The organism is Psychrobacter sp. (genome assembly GCF_030454045.1).
Classification (GTDB): Bacteria; Pseudomonadota; Gammaproteobacteria; order Pseudomonadales; family Moraxellaceae; genus Psychrobacter.
In genome coordinates, this window is sequence record NZ_JAKDJE010000063.1 from 1 (window position 1) to 17,500 (window position 17,500).

14 protein-coding genes are annotated in these 17,500 nt (G+C 45.4%); 7 read left to right on the top strand and 7 right to left on the bottom strand.

Annotated elements, in window-relative coordinates:
- Positions 1–206: 206 nt before the first annotated feature.
- The gene (gene fumC / locus L0G63_RS10700; protein WP_301450638.1) at positions 207–1,610 is read right to left on the bottom strand and encodes a class II fumarate hydratase; all 1,404 of its coding nucleotides are present in this window, start codon (positions 1,608–1,610) and stop codon (positions 207–209) included.
- Positions 1,611–1,817: 207 nt separating this feature from the next.
- Between fumC and L0G63_RS10705 the strand changes: the two genes are divergently transcribed.
- The 3 genes from L0G63_RS10705 to L0G63_RS10715 all read left to right on the top strand — a co-directional run bounded on the left by L0G63_RS10705 (position 1,818) and on the right by L0G63_RS10715 (position 3,307).
- Positions 1,818–2,468, top strand: a complete 651-nt coding sequence (locus L0G63_RS10705; RefSeq protein WP_301450639.1) for a 5-formyltetrahydrofolate cyclo-ligase — start codon at positions 1,818–1,820, stop codon at positions 2,466–2,468.
- Entirely contained in the window at positions 2,468–2,716 is a 249-nt protein-coding gene (locus tag L0G63_RS10710; protein ID WP_301450640.1) for a hypothetical protein, read from the top strand. The genes L0G63_RS10705 and L0G63_RS10710 overlap by 1 nt, the downstream gene beginning before the upstream one ends.
- Before the next feature lie 156 nt (positions 2,717–2,872).
- Complete coding sequence (locus L0G63_RS10715) at positions 2,873–3,307, top strand: hypothetical protein (protein ID WP_301450641.1); 435 nt, start codon at positions 2,873–2,875, stop codon at positions 3,305–3,307.
- Between the two features lie 99 nt (positions 3,308–3,406).
- Here L0G63_RS10715 and L0G63_RS10720 read toward each other — a convergent pair whose 3' ends face one another.
- A complete protein-coding gene (locus tag L0G63_RS10720) occupies positions 3,407–4,768 on the bottom strand; it encodes a Na+/H+ antiporter family protein (protein ID WP_301450642.1) in 1,362 nt (453 codons plus the stop codon).
- A 424-nt stretch (positions 4,769–5,192) separates the two neighbouring features.
- Here L0G63_RS10720 and lon point away from each other — a divergent pair, with 424 nt between their 5' ends.
- Positions 5,193–7,793: an endopeptidase La gene (gene lon, locus L0G63_RS10725; protein WP_301450643.1), complete on the top strand. Its 2,601-nt coding sequence runs from the start codon at positions 5,193–5,195 to the stop codon at positions 7,791–7,793.
- A gap of 370 nt (positions 7,794–8,163) precedes the next feature.
- Complete coding sequence (locus L0G63_RS10730; protein ID WP_301450644.1) at positions 8,164–8,721, top strand: superoxide dismutase family protein; 558 nt, start codon at positions 8,164–8,166, stop codon at positions 8,719–8,721.
- A gap of 80 nt (positions 8,722–8,801) precedes the next feature.
- Here the strand turns inward: L0G63_RS10730 and topA are convergent, their stop codons facing one another.
- Positions 8,802–11,468 (bottom strand): type I DNA topoisomerase, encoded by a 2,667-nt coding sequence (gene topA, locus L0G63_RS10735; RefSeq protein ID WP_301450645.1) that lies wholly within the window; start codon positions 11,466–11,468, stop codon positions 8,802–8,804.
- 293 nt (positions 11,469–11,761) lie between these two features.
- Entirely contained in the window at positions 11,762–12,364 is a 603-nt protein-coding gene (locus tag L0G63_RS10740; RefSeq protein WP_301450646.1) for a hypothetical protein, read from the bottom strand.
- A 400-nt stretch (positions 12,365–12,764) separates the two neighbouring features.
- Here L0G63_RS10740 and L0G63_RS10745 point away from each other — a divergent pair, with 400 nt between their 5' ends.
- Positions 12,765–13,298 carry a DUF2799 domain-containing protein gene (locus L0G63_RS10745; protein WP_301450647.1) on the top strand — a complete coding sequence of 178 codons (534 nt, stop codon included), beginning with the start codon at positions 12,765–12,767 and terminating at the stop codon, positions 13,296–13,298.
- Positions 13,299–13,504: 206 nt separating this feature from the next.
- Here the strand turns inward: L0G63_RS10745 and L0G63_RS10750 are convergent, their stop codons facing one another.
- From L0G63_RS10750 to L0G63_RS10760, 3 genes are all read right to left on the bottom strand, one after another.
- Positions 13,505–13,906 carry a biopolymer transporter ExbD gene (locus L0G63_RS10750; RefSeq protein WP_301450648.1) on the bottom strand — a complete coding sequence of 134 codons (402 nt, stop codon included), beginning with the start codon at positions 13,904–13,906 and terminating at the stop codon, positions 13,505–13,507.
- 51 nt (positions 13,907–13,957) lie between these two features.
- Positions 13,958–14,653, bottom strand: a complete 696-nt coding sequence (locus L0G63_RS10755; protein WP_301450649.1) for a MotA/TolQ/ExbB proton channel family protein — start codon at positions 14,651–14,653, stop codon at positions 13,958–13,960.
- Between the two features lie 108 nt (positions 14,654–14,761).
- Positions 14,762–15,775 carry a TonB family protein gene (locus tag L0G63_RS10760; RefSeq protein WP_301450650.1) on the bottom strand — a complete coding sequence of 338 codons (1,014 nt, stop codon included), beginning with the start codon at positions 15,773–15,775 and terminating at the stop codon, positions 14,762–14,764.
- Positions 15,776–16,286: 511 nt separating this feature from the next.
- Here L0G63_RS10760 and L0G63_RS10765 point away from each other — a divergent pair.
- On the top strand, positions 16,287–17,333 hold the full coding sequence (locus L0G63_RS10765; RefSeq protein WP_301450651.1) for a siderophore ABC transporter substrate-binding protein: 1,047 nt from the start codon (positions 16,287–16,289) through the stop codon (positions 17,331–17,333).
- The last annotated feature ends 167 nt before the right edge of the window (positions 17,334–17,500 follow it).

Genomic DNA, 17,500 nt, shown 5'->3' on the forward strand with positions numbered 1-17,500 from the left:
ATCAGCAAGCATTTAATCTAAACGGCAGTTACACAGAATTCGGGATGGTCTCAAAGACCTTGCCACATAACATGACAAGGTCTTTTTTATTTCGAAGCTCTCAGTGGAACAAATATGCTGCTGCTATCAGAAAGACGAGTGCAAATAGTACTTATCGTACATTAAGCGAGTCTGACGCCGTAGCAGGTCATTATTTGGCCTACTGCTTACTTAGGATGTACCATATCAGCAGGAATGACCCACTCATCAAACTGCGCTTCAGTTAATAGCTCTAACTCAACCGCCACTTGCTTCAACGTTTTGTTTTCTTTATAAGCCGTCTTAGCAATTTTCGCAGCATTTTCATAACCAACATGACGGTTTAATGACGTCACTAGCATCAATGAGTTATGCAAGAAGTCATCGATTTTTTCTTTTACTGGCTCGATACCAACGGCACAGTTCTCATTAAAGCTGTTGCAAGCATCGCCAAGCAGTTTGATAGATTGCAATAAGTTAAAGGCGATCACTGGCTTATACACGTTTAGCTCAAAGTTACCTGATGCGCCAGCCATGCTGATAGTCGTGTCGTTACCCATGACTTGAGCGACAACCATAGTCATTGCTTCTGACTGCGTTGGGTTTACTTTACCCGGCATGATAGAAGAGCCTGGCTCATTTTCAGGAATCGTCAACTCACCCAAACCACAACGAGGACCTGATGCCAACCAACGAACATCATTAGCGATTTTATTTAAGCTGCCCGCTAGCGTTTTTAGTGCGCCTGAGGCAAATACTTCGGCATCACGAGCGGCTAGTGCTTCGAATTTATTCGGTGACGTGACAAACGGCAAGCCAGTCAAAGTTGATAGTTGCTCAGCTGCTTTTACTGCATAGTCAGGATGGGCGTTTAGACCAGTACCAACCGCAGTGCCGCCTAGTGGCAACTCATATAGACCTTGTAGCGCGTTGTCGATACGTACTAACGCGTGGTCAAGTTGGCTCACATAGCCGCTGAATTCTTGGCCTAGGGTCAATGGCGTGGCATCTTGTAAATGCGTACGACCAATTTTTACGATGCTATCAAACTCTTTGGCTTTTGCCGCTAGCGTATCGCGTAGTGCTTTTACCGCTGGAATTAACAAGCTGTTGATCTGACGAGCAGCTGCCACACGAATCGCCGTTGGGAAGCTGTCGTTGGTAGACTGTGCATGGTTGACATGGTCATTTGGGTGAATTGGCGTGTAGCTGCCACGCTCAGAACCGGCGATTTCGTTGGCACGGTTGGCCAATACTTCGTTCATGTTCATGTTTGACTGTGTGCCAGAACCTGTCTGCCATACGACCAATGGGAACTGATCGACCAGACCACCATTGATGATTTCGTCAGCGGCTTGTACGATTAGATCACGCTTGTCGGCATCTAAACGCTCTAGGCTTGCGTTGGTAATCGCAGCGGCTTTTTTGACCAGTGCCATCGCTTCAATCATTGGACGCGGCAACGTCTCGCCACCGATTTTGAAGTTTTCACGGCTACGCTGAGTTTGCGCGCCCCAATAGGCATCAGCTGGGACTTCTACGTTACCCATTGTGTCTTTCTCAAGTCGTGTTGCCTGATTCTGTGTCGACATAACTACCCTCTTTACTGGTTTGTTGTTTTATGACTGCTCTAAAAAATGCAACATTTGCTGCACATAAAGGAGAATACGATATAAAGTGGCGTTATGATAGCATGACTAGGACGCGTTGAATATTCACAAATCGCCTTGGTCAATGCCTAAAAAAGAATGTCTAAAAGCGACCCTAATCACTCTGATATCTCATTGGATAGTCTACTTATGCACTCTGAAATAATACCCGCTGAGCCAAAAACGCTTAACTCACAAGAACCCACGCTAAGTAATCCACCTAGACGGCACTTCACCCGCCAGCGTCGCCAGTTAAGTGAGGGCGCTCGTAGAAATTTGGCGCAAGCAGCGAGCTTACATTTGAGCAAACTACAGCAGCGCTTGCCAAAACGTGCGCGTATCGGGCTGTATTACGATGGCTTTGGTGAGCTGCCTACTCAGCCACTGCTTGATTGGTGCAAACGCTTAGGCTATTCTCCTTATTTACCCGTGGTTGGTTCGCTCGGCAGTGATGATAAACGATTGCGCTTCGTACCTGTTTACCACTCAAAACTAATCAACCTCCCCACTCGCATTCATCAGCTCGGCATGAAACAAAATCATAGCCGCGCTCTGTTATGGGCGTCAGAATTAGACGTTATTATCTGTCCTTTAGTCGCGGTAGATAAACACGGTAATCGTATGGGCATGGGTGGCGGTTTTTATGATACGACGCTTGGCAAAAGCTATCGCTCAGGGGTCAAGAAACCATTAAAAATTGGCTGGTGTTATGACTTTCAAGTGGTTGAACAATTAGCGCGTCAGCCGTGGGATGTGCCATTAGATGGCTTAATTACGCCAAACGGCATAAGGTGGTTTTAATGAAAGACGATAAACAATTTGAAAAAGACTCTAGCGCTGCTGATTCCAGTGCAGACAGTGTGGATGAATATTTGCAAACATTAGGCAATGAGGACGCTAGGGAGCAACGTTACTACAGTCAAGAGCAACCCTTTAGCGCTGATGAAATGACACGGCTCGTCAATGAAGATCGTCTAAATAAACTGCTCGCGCAAAGTGATGCGTTTTTGCAAGGACTGAGCGAGGAATTAAAAGATTTTGACGAATAATATTTTTAACATGAACAGAATGCGAGTAGTAGAAATACGATAATAAACGAAGGTTTTGGCATGTATTATTCTTCTTAATACCAAACTATTGTTTCTACAATAATTATAAGCTACACTTATCGCAAATAATTATCATTACAGTATAGGTCGTTGATCGTGGACAAAGTAAAAAAAGAGTTTATGTCGCCCGCTTCGCTACAAGTTTGTTTTTATCTGTTCGTGCTATTACTACTGGCCACGCCTGCGGCTTATATTTATGATTACAACGGCTTTGATCTTTCTACGCTCAGAGATTCTTTATTTAATTTAGCCGTATTTTATACCTTAGCGCTTACTGCCTATATTGAAATACGGCGGACGAAATCGTCTGATAATAAGCCCCTTGCACATTACCTGATTCCTATTTCTCATTTTGTATTATTCATACTAGTGGCTTTACTTGTGCTAACAGCTTTAGACTATATCAATGGAGATTTAAAGCTCGATCAAGTCTATGATCCAGTTATGCAACTGTTTTTTATATATCTGCTCGGCAAGCATACACAAAGTATAAAGCAAGGTATAGGTACTCAAAATAACGGTCTGATTTAATTATTTTAACAGTCCTATGACTAATGTAAAAAAGACGCTTACCGATAAGCGTCTTTTTTGTTGGGTACTTGGATTGAGTTAAAGGGCTGACTGAACTGCTTATAGCACCATCGCCGCTATCCAACCAAACGCCAGTAGCGGAATATTGTAATGAATAAATGTTGGCACCACACTGTCTTTGATATGGTCATGCTGTCCATCGATGTTGAGACCAGAGGTTGGCCCCAATGTCGAATCTGACGCAGGCGAACCAGCATCACCCAGCGCGCCAGCTGTACCGATAATTGCAACGGTTGCTAATGGCGAAAACCCTAAAGAGATACATAGCGGCACATAGATCGCGGCCAAAATAGGAATGGTCGAGAAGGACGAGCCGATACCCATGGTCACAATCAAACCAATCAAGAGCATGATAAATGCTGCCATCGCTTTATTACCACCGAACAGTGACGCCGCCCCATCAACGAGTGGCTGAATCTGCTCTGTGGCTTTCATGACTTCAGCAAAACCTTGCGCCGTAATCATGATAAAGCCAATCATCGCCATCAGCTTGATACCGTCATTAAAGACACCATCAGCCTCATGCCACTTGACCACGCCTGTCGCCATAAACACACCGAAGCCAAACATCGAGCCAAGTAGTAGCGAATCAGTATATAGCTGCACCACAAAAGCCGTAACGATAGCAGCCAGTGCAACCAATGTCTTTAGCTTGCTTTGCGACTGTGCGCCAGCAGCAGTTTTGCTTAATGCATCGCCTTCTACGACGGCATCATGCGCTTGCTGGTCTATCGCAATCTGCTGATACTCGCGCGGCTTACGGTAGCTTATAAATACCGCGACCAGCAGACCAATGAGCATGCCAAGCGCAGGAATTGCCATGGCTTTCACCACAGAAATATTGGCAACATCAATGCCCGCTTCACCGACGTTTTTTAGCATAATTTGATTGAGGTAAATATCACCGAACCCATACGGTATAAACATATAGGTGGTGACCAGTCCAAAGGTAATCAGACAGGCAATCAGGCGTCTATCAATCTGCATACGGTTGAACGCCAAAAGCAGTGGCGGTACCAGCAGTGGAATAAAGGCAATATGAATGGGGATTAGGTTTTGACTAAAGCAGCTCATGGTAATGAGGCCTGCAAACAGCATATATTTGATCATACCACTCGTGCCCGCGGCATCAATGCGTCTAATCACCGCCCCTGCCAATGACTGCGGCAATCCCGAGTGCGCGATCGCCACGGCAAACGCCCCTAGCAAGGCATACGATAGCGCAATCTGTGCGCCATTACGGATACCTTCTTGGAAGGCATTGAGCGTATCGGTAATACCCAGACCCGCTAACAGACCACCTGCCAGCGCCCCGATTAATAAACTGAGCACCACGTGCACGCGCGAAAGTGACAGTCCTAGCATAATAATAACTGCCAGCAGTACCGCATTGATGGCCATGTATTGCCCCTTGCTCTTTATAGCTTGGTCCCATTGAGACCGATGAATATTGACACTAATGAATATCGCTGTGCTGTCTAAAACGTCTTAATGTCGGCTCGTTTCTCAGACGCGTTTTTAGACGCGCGTCAGTTTACCTTATTTTGGGTATAAAGCCCATGCATAGAACCGATTAGACACCCGCATCTCACACACGCTCTCGCTATCTAATGGTGAGATTTTACTTATTTAATCCAGACACAGCATTTTTAATCCAACTTTTTAATCCAATAACCGCATTGAAACGTCGGCGTTTGTCGCACTATTTAACAAAGATAACTGTGCATCTTTGCCAATGAGACTTGCAATTTTATATGCGGACACCATTTATCTAGACATGAACCACGAACTTGACTTTACAAGTCTGGGGAAAGAGGAAAAATACATGAGTGAACATAAAATTACCCAAGACAATATCGACATTGATGTCGACGTTTCATCTACTGCTACAGACAACAATGAGGCAGAGACCTTGTCGAATGCAGCACAAAAAGCGGCGTCAACCAATGAGACAGACACTGATCTTGATAACACTGACTCTAATAATAAAGACGTAAACGACAACCAACCTGAAAACTACCTGCCACTCTTGGCATTGCGAGATGTGGTTGTCTATCCGCACATGCAGATTGCCTTATTTGTGGGACGCGCGCCATCGGTGAAAGCCGTTGAGCTGGCGCAGGCTGAGTATGGCAACAAAGTACTGGTCGTCGCCCAAAAAGACTCATTGACCGAAGACATTAATCAAGACAACTTGTATCAATACGGTACCGTGTGCCGCATCGTCAGCACCATGCCGCATGACAGCGATGAGAACTGCATCAAAGTACTCATCGAAGGTCAATATCGCGCCAGTGTCGACAATATCGAAAGTCATGACGACTTATTGATGGCGAGATTTGAGCGTGCTGATCTTGATGTGACCATGGATGAGAGCCAGCAAAAAAACACTATTCAGGCGCTGACCACTCTATTTGAGAGCTATGCAGATGCGCGTCTGCGTAATGCCCGTGAGCTAACTCGCGTGGCCAAACGCATCGATGATTTGCTTGAGCTTGTGTACTTTATCTCAACTCGCGTCTCGATGGATTTGGATGTTAAACAGTCGTTCTTAGAAGAAAATGATATCAAAACGCATATCAACACCTTGACGGAATATCTGGTCAAGCAAAGTGCTGAGCAAAATATCGAGCAAGATATTCAAGATGCGGTCCGTCAGCAGATGGAAGACAATCAGCGCGAATATTTCTTAAATGAGAAGATGAAAGCGATCAAAAACGAGCTGTCAGATATGAATGACGGCGCGTTCGATGGTGAAGATGATGTAGCTGAGCTAGAGCAGCGTCTAGAAGATGCTGACTTGCCAGACGATGTGCGCAAAAAAGCAGAGCAAGAGTTTAAAAAGCTCAAAATGATGCCGCCTGCTTCATCAGAGTCATCAGTGGTACGTAACTATATTGAGTGGATTTTGGATACGCCGTGGAATGCGACGACCAAAGTCTCAATCAATCTAGACAAGGCAAAAACGGTCTTAGACGAAGATCACTATGGCTTACAAGATGTCAAAGACCGCATCTTAGAATATCTCGCCGTACAATCTCGCGTGAAAAAACTGCGTGGCCCGATTCTATGTCTCGTCGGTCCTCCAGGTGTGGGTAAAACCTCGTTGGGTGAATCGATTGCGCGCGCAACGGGTCGTAAGTTTGTCCGTATGGCACTGGGCGGCGTCCGTGATGAAGCGGAAATTCGTGGTCATCGCCGTACTTATATCGGTGCGATGCCAGGTAAAATCGTGCAGTCACTGGCCAAAGTAGAAGTCAAAAACCCGCTGTTCTTATTAGATGAAATCGATAAGATGGCGCAAGACTTCCGCGGCGATCCAGCATCAGCACTGCTCGAAGTATTGGACCCATCACAGAACGACACCTTTAACGATCATTATTTAGATATGGACTTAGATTTGTCGCAAGTGATGTTCATCTGTACTGCCAATAGCATGGATATTCCACCTGCGCTACTTGACCGTATGGAAGTCATTCGTCTGCCGGGTTATACCGAAGAAGAAAAGGTCAATATCGCACAGAAATACCTCGTACCAAAAGCGATCAAGAATAACGGTCTCAAAGAAGGCGAGATTGAGATTGTTGAAGCGGCCCTACACAGTATCGTACGAAGCTATACGCGTGAAGCAGGTGTGCGTAACCTTGAGCGTGAAGTGAATAAAATCTGCCGTAAAGTCGTTCGCGGTTCGGTTGAGACTCATGGCGCACGTGCTCCGAAAAAAGCAGAACGTCAGCTAGTGACCGTCGATGACAAGAACATCGATGACTATCTAGGTGTGCACCAGTATGACTACGGTCTGGCGGAAGAAGAGCCTGAGATTGGTCGTATCACTGGTCTTGCATGGACACAAGTGGGCGGCGAGCTGCTTACTATTGAAGCGGTCGCTATGAAAGGTAAAGGTGAGCTTAGCTTCACCGGCTCACTTGGCGATGTGATGAAAGAGTCGATTCGTGCGGCGATGAGTGTGGTGCGTGCTCGCGGTGACAGTCTTGGCATTGACTATGAGACAGTCAAAACCACAGATATCCATGTGCACATGCCAGAAGGCGCCACGCCAAAAGACGGTCCTTCTGCTGGTGGTGCATTGACGACTGCACTGGTCTCTGCCTTGACAGGTATTGCCATTCGTCCAGATATCGCCATGACAGGTGAGATCACCTTGCGCGGCAAAATCCTACGTATCGGTGGTCTCAAAGAGAAGCTACTGGCAGCGCATCGCGGCGGCATCAAGCATGTCTTGATTCCAGAAAGTAATGAGCGTGATTTGGCCGACATCCCTGATAATGTCAAAGAAGGCTTGACTATTCAGCCAGTTGCGACGATTGAAGAGATTTTAAAGGTTGCTTTGGTAGATATACCAAAACCGCTTAAGCCTGCAAAAGTGACGGTTGATAAAACGGCAGGCAAAGCGCTACACAACTAATTGAGTATTCGTTAGTTAATGCTTAAAACATAAAAGCCGCTCATCACTATGATGGGCGGCTTTTTTATGCTTATTGATCGTTAGTTTACTAACACCTTGTTCATTACCAATTCGTGTTTTTATGTAATCTATTGCATTCTGTCGTTCATTTGATGTCATTAATTTTTTTGCCATCTGCTTTTTCAAACCCATACGTTACTTACATTTATTAACCGATTGTTGCGCATTTAATGAATAACTATAGGGTTTGCTTGGCTATACTAACGATGATGTTAACGAATATCGATACTCGCTCTAACAGAACAATAAATACAGATATTTGTGACTTTAACTACGTTCTAAATAATGAATAAAATAACTGGAGATAATAATGAATAAGACAATGCTTGCAAGTGCCCTACTATGCGGATCAGCGTTAGCCATGACTGGTTGCCAAACGGTAGAAAGCCAAATGCAAACAGGCAACCCTTTATCACAGCCTGCTTTAAAATCAACCATCAAAGCGGTGAGCGGTGATAAGAACGAAGTCGGACAGATGTTCCTGCGTCCTGTCGATGGCGGTGTACAAGTCTACGGTAAGCTCATGAATTTGCAGCCGGGCCAAACGGTTGCACTACATATTCATGAGACAGGTAGCTGTGCTGATATGGGTAAAGCGGCAGGCGGTCACTTCAATCCTGACAACAAACCACACTCTAATCCCGATGACATGAATGGTCATGCAGGTGACCTACCTAACCTGACAGCCAATGAAGATGGTGTCGCTACTATCAACTATGTAAACAAAAAAATCACGGCTGATGAAGCAGGTAAGTATAGTGTGAATCGCCTAGCCTTTATCGTACATGCTGGCGCTGACGACTATACCAGCCAACCATCAGGCGCATCAGGCGACCGTGTTGCTTGCGGTATTATCGAGATGAACTAATACTATATATATCAGCCATAAAAAACCTCTTAACTATTGTATATGGTTAAGAGGTTTTTTTATGACCGGTAGAAAAGTAGTTACTCTTCTACCCACTCGCCTTTACGCCAGTACACACCCCAACGTGTGGCCTTGCCATTCTTCTCAGAGCCGATGTACTGCTCTTTTTTCTTACGTGACCAACGTAATATAGTTGGGTTACCATCTGGATCTTCATCTGGTCCCTCAAACAGATATTGGAACTTGTCTTCCATTTTATCTTTTATTTCACGTAGCTCAGCGAGCTTGGGCGCACGAGTCTCACGCACCTTTGGAAATTTAGAAGCCGCTAAGAACATGCCAGCCGCCCCTTCACGCAAGATGAAGTAATCATCATGTTTGGTCGACTTGAGCTCTGGTAGATGAATAGGATCCATACGCGGCGGTGCTGCTTCGCCTGTTTTTAGCACCTTGCGGGTGTTATCGCATTTCTGACAAGCAAAATACGGACCAAAGCGACCTGTCTTTAGCTCCATCTGACCATCACACTTGTCACAGTCGATGGTTGGCGCATCTGAGCCTGGTACTTCAAACTTACCTTCTTCTAGAATATAACCGTCACAATCAGGGTTATTACCGCAGATGTGTAGCTTGAGACCACCATCGACGATATAACCATTCATCGCGGTGCCGCATTTCGGACAGCGTTTTTTCTCCATCAAATCTTTGACTTCTGCCGCTTCGTCATCACCTTCTGCATCATCTAAGTTGGCAAACGCTTCGACTGGCATTAGATTTTTGGTGCCTTTACAGCGCTCTTTCGGCGGCAAGTTATAGCCAGTACAGCCCAAGAATACGCCTGTTGAGCCTGTACGCAGCTGCATCGGACGATCGCAAATATCGCAATGCACATCTGGCACATCGGTTGGATCATTCGGACGCATACCATCTTTGCCTTTGGCATGCTCAAGGGTGGTTTTGAACTCACCATAGAAATTATCGAGCACGTCTTTCCAATCTTGCTCACCCTCGGCGACATGATCGAGCTTGTCCTCAAGCGCTGCAGTAAAGGTATAATCCATCAAGTCTGGGAAGCTGGCTGTCAATCTATCGGTGACGATATCGCCCATTTTTTCAGCAAATAGTCGCTTGTTCTCAAGCTTCACATAACCACGATCTTGAATGGTCGAGATAATTGAGGCATAAGTCGATGGACGACCGATACCTTTTTTCTCAAGCTCTTTGACTAGGCTTGCTTCAGTATAGCGAGGCGCAGGCTTAGTAAAGTGCTGACTTGGATCAAGCTTATCTAAGTTTAATTTGTCGCCTTTTTTGACATCAGGCAGTAAGGTATCGTCAGTCTTAGCTGGTGGCATCACTTTTGTGTAGCCATCAAACACCATGGTACGACCGCGTGCTTTTAGCTCGATATCGCTTGCACCGACAAACAGGTTCACTGATAGATATTTGGCAGGCAACATCTGACACGCCACAAACTGACGCCAGATTAGCTCGTATAGACGTATGGCATCACGCTCAACGCCTTTTAGCTGCGTGGATTTCATGTTGACATTAGAAGGACGAATCGCTTCATGTGCTTCTTGTGCGCCTTGCTTATTGCCATAGAAATTTGGCTTTTCTGGTACGTATTTTGAGCCATAGCTGTCTTCAATATGACCACGGACAGCCGCGAGCGCATCACCTGACAAGAACGTCGAGTCGGTACGCATATAAGTAATATGACCTGCTTCATACAGACGCTGCGCCAAAATCATGGTCTTTTTAACAGAAAATCCCAAGCGTGTACTAGCAGCCTGTTGCAAAGTCGAGGTAATAAAAGGCGCACTTGGACGTGACTGGGTTGGCTTCTCTTCACGCTCTTTAACGATAAAGTCACTCGCTTTGAGTATCTCTAAGACTTTATCGGTCTGCTCTTTATTGCCAAGCTTTAGCGATTTGCCGCCTTGCTTGATCGCCTCTAGACGTATACTGATTTGCTCAGCATCTGAGGCTTTTTTGGTTTTATCATGAGCGACATGTGTATCTGCATGAATCTGCCAATACTCTTCTGGAATAAAGGCGCGAATTTCATGCTCACGCTCAACAACCAAGCGCATAGCAACTGACTGCACACGGCCTGCTGATAGTCCGCGAGCAATCTTTTGCCATAATAGTGGCGATACCATAAAGCCAACGACACGGTCCAAAAACCGACGAGCTTGCTGCGCGTTCACGCGGTCAATGTCTAATTTTGAAGGCTGCTTAAAGGCGCTTTGAATAGCTGACTTAGTAATCTCGTTAAAGACCACACGTTGATACTTGCTATCAGGCCCACCGATAACTTCTTTTAGATGCCAAGCGATCGCTTCCCCTTCTCTATCCATATCCGTTGCCAGATAGATTTTGTCAGCGTCTTTGGCCAGTGCTTTGAGCTCTTTGATGACTTTTGTCTTATTTGGTAGTACTTCATAGACCGCCGCCCAGTCGTGTTCTGGATCTACGCCCATACGGCGTACCAGTGCTTGCTGTGCTTTTTCTTCTTTTGTCAGGTTGTCATCTTTTTTGGTCGTGGTTGCTTTTTTTGCGCTTTTATTTGCACTAACTGGTAAATCACGGACATGACCGATGCTCGATCGTACGATAAAATCATCGCCAAGATATTTATTAATCGTTTTTGCCTTGGCTGGTGATTCTACAATCACCAAAGACTTGCCCTTTGGGCTGTCAGCAGCTGATGCTGCGGTTTTTTTGGTTGTGGTTTTTGCCATATTTGACGACACCATAATATAAGTGATTAAAAGTATAAGTAGATTGAAAGTAACATTACAGTCAGCAGCAGAGTAATTTATGGGTGCTGATGATCAGGGGTTGGCCATGATTCAGCGATTTATAGTAATAGTAGCTGCTGATAAAAAAGGTTATAAAACAAATTATAACCATAAAATAAAGATATAGTTATAAAGACGTTACACTGCTAAGCGTTAAACTGTCAACTTTAAATAAATTGAATGTGAAAAACTACTTGCATATCGCCCTTTAATGGAGACAAAAAAGCGCTTTACTAGCCTTTCACGTCTTTTTGTATTTGTATCGCCCATTTCTCAAGATTGGCTTTGAGCACTAACAGATCTGCCTCAATCCGTTGCTGATGATACGTGGGATTAGAGTTTGGGCGCACGTAAGCAATGTCTTCCCAATAGATGATAATGCTATTGGCCTTAGTCATCAGCCCTTTGACAAACGGCTCGATACTCACTGGCAGCTCTAATGGCGCTTTGTCCAAGCTAAAATTGGTCTTCTTGACCGCTGGATTATTACTAACCTGACTTGAACGAATGGCACTAGGAATAGTCAGTATCTTGTCATCGACACTGGTATCAACAAAACTGCTGTCTGATCGCCATTGTCCATCAATCACTTGGTAGCGTGTGTGCGGCAGTTTGGTCTCTTCTAATATCAGACAATACTGCCCAAGCATCCCGCGACCATATTCATTATCACGGCCTTTGATCCAATCAGGACAAGCAACCAGCTTTGGGTTAAGCTGCAAACGACGCGCAGTCATACGCAGCTTGTCTAAACGCTGGTCGATACCGTTCGGTTTGAGCGCCATCATACTCCCTAATACAAATAGTACAATGATGACGACAATCAATGTTCCCATGGTGCTCTGGCCTTTTGACTAAAAAATAATGCTAAACAAGCTAAGAACAATTGCTGCGGTTGTTGATAGCTGCTGTCTGTGCTCAAAGTAAAAATAATGGCTGTATGAACAGCTATCATATAAATAGTTCATTTGAACTGGCTACTACTCACATGACAGATAACGATATAGCAAAGCTTATAATGAGCTCGAACCTACAAAAATCAAGCACTACCACGCAAACTTGACGCATTCAGTGGCTATAGCTCTCACGACAAACCTTTTATATATACTGTTAAATCATACGGTTAGCGTGCATAATAAGACAGATCATAACCACAGACAAAAAGCCAATACAAAAAGTGATCGGCGTAAAAAAGTGCTATGATAAACCATAATTTTAAACGTGCGCAGGTTTATTATGAGTTATCGTATTAAGTCAAACTCATCAAGCGTTGATAATACTCACAAACTGACCGCTACACTCGTGAGTAAAGCTGGCATAAGCGTATCCTTACTAGGTGCGCTCGTGCTGACCCTATCAGGCTGTGCCACCACTCAGAGCCTGACCCCGCAGCAATGTCAGAGCAGTAATTGGCAAGATGTCGGTTATGCTGATGGTCTGCAAGGGCGTTCAGGTGCTTATTTTGGTAACTATACCAATAGCTGCGCCAGTGTTGGCGGCGCAAATCCCAATCGCATACAGTGGGAGCAAGGACGGCAGCAAGGTCTCAAAAACTACTGCACCGAGTTGAATGCCTACAAACTTGGTCGTGAGGGCTATGATTGGCAGCCTGTGTGTCCATTAGAAGGTATTGAGAAACTAGAAGAGGCCTACTCTCAAGGACGTTATTATTATATTCGTCAGCGCGATTTGGACTATCTGCGCGCGCCTTATCCATTCGGCTACGGACATTTAGGCTTTGGCTATCGTCCATTTGGGTATGGATGGTAAAAATAAAACCTCAGTACTCACTCAAGTTAAGGTTTGAGTCGCCACTGAGGTCGGAGAGATCTTATTATTTTAATCGTTCTTATTATTATCATGACAATCGTGTTGCTGATCGGCTTGCTCATTTATTTCGCTGACTTTTTGCTATAGCTGATTTTTTGTGATCAGTGATAATCATTGCTGATTACCACTCCTATTCATTACCGCTCCTATTCATTGACAAAGGCAATCTTGGTGAGCCCTGCCTGACTTGCCGCTGCCAACACTTGAGCGACCGTGTCATACTTGCCGTCTTTATCTGCGCGCAGTTGTACGGAAGGGTCTTTACCCATTGCCCCTTGTTCTTGCAGACGCGCTTCTAGCTCCTCCATACTGATGGGATCACTGTCCCAAAATATACCCGCATCTTTATCAATGCTAATTTGAATGGCTTCTGGCGGCGTCTGATTGACCTCAGCACTGGTCTTTGGCAAATCTAAAGGCACCGTTGGGTTCAATACCGTCGCCGTCAATAAAAAGATAATCATCAATACCAGCATGATATCGATAAGCGGAATGAGGTTCATCTCATCCATACTTCGTACGTCATCATCACCCAGTTGAAATGCCATAATTATTCTCAATACTTGTGTTTGTTGTCATGCCAAAGGTATAGATTTTCGCTATTCAGTCACAGAGCCACTGTACTGATTCCTTTGCTGAGTCTCTACTGCCGCATCAATGGTGTTTGGAGGACTGGCTTTTGTGGTCTGTACCGATGCTGCACTGGTGGGCTGATTGATCGATGAGGGCGTAGTATCTCTTGGCTCAGCGACCCCTGCCAGCAAGTCATGCGATCTATCGTTGGCTTGATACATCACGCGGCGATTGATACGTACTGCTAGGTTATAAAACACCACGGCTGGAATAGCCACAGCAATACCCAATCCCGTCATAATCAGCGCTTCACCAACGGGGCCTGCCACTTGTCCCAATCCTGCCTGTCCACTCATACCAATATTATGTAATGCATGAAAGATACCCCACACCGTCCCGAACAAGCCAATAAATGGCGCGATGGCGGCTGTCGTGCCAAGAACAGGTAAACCGCGCTCGCTGGCAAAACGATATCGCCCTATATGCTTGAGCAAGGTTTGCTCAGTCACCAGACGGCGAGTGGTGGCATCAGAACCAACCAAATCCGCCTGATGCGCTTGTAGCTGTTGGCTCAAGTCATCTGCCACGCTATTTGCCAGCTTACGGCTTTGCAGCACACGCACGATACCCGTCACCCAAGAGAGAACAGATAACGCAAGTAACAAAAAGAACAATGTTTTTGTCACCATGTCGCTGATTTGCCAGTATTGCATAAAGTCCATGTCAGACTCCTTAATGTCTTATGTCATCACATGCTACTGAGGTGAGTATCATGCCCGTTCTTATTATGAAAGATTGTTGATAAATATGTTGTTATAAAATATGAACCATCAAGGAACCGTATAGCTGATCGGCAGGGTCACATTGCCCACCACAGGGACGCCATTATTATTAGTGAATGGTTTAAATTTACCAGAACGTACTTGGCGCTGTGCCTCTTTATCTAACACCGGATTGCCTGAGGACTTTGCTAAGCTTACGCTATCGATTCCGCCCTGCTTATTGACGCGCAGCGATAGTACTACATTGAACGTATCGCCAGAACGCGCTCTACGGGCGGCACGCTTAGGAAAACTAAACCGTGGCGCAGATGCCCAGTCGGCATTGGTCGCTGTAAAATTCTGCGGCGTGTTACTGGCGGCCGCGGCTTTGGCTTGCGCAGCCGCTTCTGCTGCCTCTTGAGCGGCTTTTGCTTGGGCCTCTCTGGCAGCTTGGGCCTCTCTGGCAGCTTTGGCTTCTGCGGCTCTTTTGGCCTCTTGCGCCGCTTTAGCCTCAGCTTCTTGGCGCGCTTTAGCCTCAGCTTCTTGAGCTGCTTTTTTGGCTTGGGCAGCGGCTTCTCTGCGCTGCTCATCAGCCGCTGATGTATCGGCCTTGGGTTGTGGTTGTGTCTGCTTTAAATCAGGTACTTGCCTGCTATCAGGAGAGGTTTTTTGTGATTTAATAATCGGCGGCGTTTCAGATACTTTTTTCACCACAGGCTTCGCTGGCTCTATCGGTGTATCAATCGTCTTTTTGGGTGGCGTCTCAGTACGCTTTTTGGGTAGCGCGGCTTTCGGCTGTTGCACAGGCTTAGCCTGCGGCTCAGGTTGCACTTCTTTTTTGACAGTGACTTTCTTGACCTGCTGAACCGGTTCTTTCGTTTCTACTTTCGCTACTGCATTATTAGCAGGTAACGTCACAAACTCTATTTCGACAGGCGTGATATTTTCTTTTGGCGCAGGCTGTGGTTTGGGCGTTTTGATCAACACCAAGGCGACTGCGGTGAGTACATGCAGCCCTACTACTACGAGAAGAGATAGCAGTATCAATCTGGTTGGTGGTGTCTCTAAATCCGTTGAACTCATAACAGCCTAATGTTTATTATCCGAGGTGGAATGGCGTTGATAATAATGCAAACGATAACTATTATCAATAATAATTTATAATATTTTCTTTGCTTTGTGAACTCATTGCCTCTTATCTCTGACAGATGTCCTATAACTATTGAGCATTACTGCCATCTCGCCCGTATTTAGCTCGCTTTTTTAATAAGTCTTTTAGATAAATACTTATCGCCAATAAAAATCATTATCATTATTATTATTGATAATGAGTCTCAACTACTTTATCATAACGGCTGTTTGGTTTTTCCGTATCATGATCAAAAACTGATGCGCATAAAAACATCCAAACCATAAAACGCTCAACCCAAAAGAATAAGGCTAGAGAGTAAAACTGACAGGCGCTCTATCGGCACCCTTTTAATATGAGCATTACTCTGCTCAGCTGCTCTCATCATTTTCTATTTTTATTGTGCTACCTGTGCAGTTGTCTTATTAACAGACTGCTTAAACATCCTGATATACCGAGTCCCTTATGTCTACTACCCCATTGTCACACCGCCGTACTAATCCTATTTCTAAACGTCCATTATTGATGATGACAGCTCTAGTCACTGCTATCAGCATGACAGGCTGTAGCTCGCCTGAGACTGACGCCGCTGAACCAGCCGATGCGACAGCCACCAATCAAACGGCCAATGAGTCGTCAAACGTGGCCAACCATGATGCCGTCTCTGCTGAAAGAATCACGGTAAATACAGTCAAAGGCGATGTAGCGCTGCCTATAAACCCTTCTCCGCTTGTCGTTTACGATATGACCTTGATGCAAGATTTGGCGGCGCTAGATGTGGCGGTTGATGGCGCGCCTGAAAATTTGCTGCTGGACAATTTGCACTCAAAAACCCAGCCTGAACCAAAAGCGGTCGGTACGGTCTTTGAGCCAGATCTTGAGACATTGAATGCCATGCAACCACAGGCGATCTTGGTCGGCTCGCGCATGGCAGAAAAATACGACGAGCTGTCAAACATCGCGCCAACCCTAGACATGACGATTGATACCGCTGATATCTATGAGTCGAGTAAGCAGCGTTTGCATGATTTGGGTGCATTGTTCGGTAAAAGTGATCAGGCCGCCAAGCTACAACAAAACATAGACACGCTGATCGATGACACAAAAGGCGTGACTAAAGACAAAGGTACTGGTCTGGTCGTGATGGTCAATGGCAACAAACTGTCGGCCTACGGTGACAAATCTCGCTACGGATTTATCCATAATGTGTTAGAAGTACCAATGGCAGATCAGCAGATTGCCGATGCTTCTCATGGACAACCGATATCGTTTGAATATATACAAAAGGTCAATCCAGACTGGCTGTTTGTCGTTGATCGCAGTGCCGCCATTGGCGAAGATGGCATCGGTGCCAAAGCTGTGTTGGACAATCCACTGGTCGCTCAAAGCACTGCATGGAGCAAGCAGCAAGTGGTTTATCTGAGCCCAGACTCTTACCTAGCGTTTGGTGGTTATTATCAATGGATGCAGGATCTCACAACCATCAAAGATGCCTTTGCTAACGCTAATTAACGGCAAGCGATATAGTCAATGCTCAATGAAAAGACACATCATGACAAATGCGCTCAATTTAACGGTTTTTTTCTTGCTTGCTGTGACTGCGTCTTTTGATGCTACAAAAAATACTTAGATTAACACATGAAGTGCAATACCAAATGCAAGGTGAAAAAAAGACCTAG

Bases quoted from the DNA above. Each gene is read 5' to 3' on its own strand.
- L0G63_RS10755 (WP_301450649.1), bottom strand. From the start codon at position 14,653: ATGGACTTTATGCAATACTGGCAAATCAGCGACATGGTGACAAAAACA.
- L0G63_RS10745 (WP_301450647.1), top strand. From the start codon at position 12,765: ATGAGTTATCGTATTAAGTCAAACTCATCAAGCGTTGATAATACTCAC.
- lon (WP_301450643.1), top strand. From the start codon at position 5,193: ATGAGTGAACATAAAATTACCCAAGACAATATCGACATTGATGTCGAC.
- L0G63_RS10740 (WP_301450646.1), bottom strand. From the start codon at position 12,364: ATGGGAACATTGATTGTCGTCATCATTGTACTATTTGTATTAGGGAGT.
- L0G63_RS10765 (WP_301450651.1), top strand. From the start codon at position 16,287: ATGTCTACTACCCCATTGTCACACCGCCGTACTAATCCTATTTCTAAA.
- L0G63_RS10705 (WP_301450639.1), top strand. From the start codon at position 1,818: ATGCACTCTGAAATAATACCCGCTGAGCCAAAAACGCTTAACTCACAA.
- L0G63_RS10750 (WP_301450648.1), bottom strand. From the start codon at position 13,906: ATGGCATTTCAACTGGGTGATGATGACGTACGAAGTATGGATGAGATG.
- L0G63_RS10710 (WP_301450640.1), top strand. From the start codon at position 2,468: ATGAAAGACGATAAACAATTTGAAAAAGACTCTAGCGCTGCTGATTCC.
- L0G63_RS10730 (WP_301450644.1), top strand. From the start codon at position 8,164: ATGAATAAGACAATGCTTGCAAGTGCCCTACTATGCGGATCAGCGTTA.
- fumC (WP_301450638.1), bottom strand. From the start codon at position 1,610: ATGTCGACACAGAATCAGGCAACACGACTTGAGAAAGACACAATGGGT.
- topA (WP_301450645.1), bottom strand. From the start codon at position 11,468: ATGGCAAAAACCACAACCAAAAAAACCGCAGCATCAGCTGCTGACAGC.
- L0G63_RS10760 (WP_301450650.1), bottom strand. From the start codon at position 15,775: ATGAGTTCAACGGATTTAGAGACACCACCAACCAGATTGATACTGCTA.
- L0G63_RS10720 (WP_301450642.1), bottom strand. From the start codon at position 4,768: ATGGCCATCAATGCGGTACTGCTGGCAGTTATTATTATGCTAGGACTG.